Here is a 619-nt window from a genome sequence, read left to right on the forward strand (position 1 = left end):
CGAGCGGCGGCGAGCCGGAGCTGGACAATGCGAAAAGCGCAGGCGAGCGGCTTCTTCCAACGGTTATCTAGTTTTGAAGGAATGAAAAAACTCTTGACAGCTCAGCGCGAATCATTATAATAGTAAATGTCTAAAGAGATGTCATTTCGCAGCAGCTCAGTGACGAGCATTTGCATCATCGGATGAACTGCGAGTTGCCTCGACGCATCCAGCTTCTTTGAATCGGCTGGCAGAGGAAGAGGCAGGATATCTTGTTGGGAGAATTGACCGTCGTTATGATTCCGCAGTAGCTCAGTGGTAGAGCAATCGGCTGTTAACCGATTGGTCGCAGGTTCGAATCCTGCCTGCGGAGCCATCGTGGAGAGCTGTCCGAGTGGTCGAAGGAGCACGATTGGAAATCGTGTAGGCGTGAATAGCGCCTCAAGGGTTCGAATCCCTTGCTCTCCGCCATGATCCATCAGCATGGCCCGTTGGTCAAGTGGTTAAGACACCGCCCTTTCACGGCGGTAACACGGGTTCGAATCCCGTACGGGTCACTTCTTTGTGGAGGATTAGCTCAGCTGGGAGAGCACTTGCCTTACAAGCAAGGGGTCGGCGGTTCGATCCCGTCATCCTCCAC

4 tRNA genes are annotated in these 619 nt (G+C 53.5%); all 4 read left to right on the forward strand.

What is annotated here, in order from left to right:
- Positions 1 to 280: 280 nt before the first annotated feature.
- The 4 genes from ABS784_RS16925 (at position 281) to ABS784_RS16940 (ending at position 618) form a co-directional block, all read left to right on the forward strand.
- A tRNA-Asn gene (locus ABS784_RS16925) sits at positions 281 to 355 on the forward strand.
- Positions 356 to 359: 4 nt separating this feature from the next.
- Positions 360 to 450 (forward strand) — tRNA-Ser (locus ABS784_RS16930).
- Positions 451 to 464: 14 nt separating this feature from the next.
- Positions 465 to 536, forward strand: a tRNA-Glu gene (locus ABS784_RS16935).
- Between the two features lie 9 nt (positions 537 to 545).
- A tRNA-Val gene (locus ABS784_RS16940) sits at positions 546 to 618 on the forward strand.
- Position 619: the final 1 nt, after the last annotated feature.

This window comes from Geobacillus sp. G4, from assembly GCF_040327975.1.
Taxonomy (GTDB): Bacteria; Bacillota; Bacilli; order Bacillales; family Anoxybacillaceae; genus Geobacillus; species Geobacillus thermoleovorans.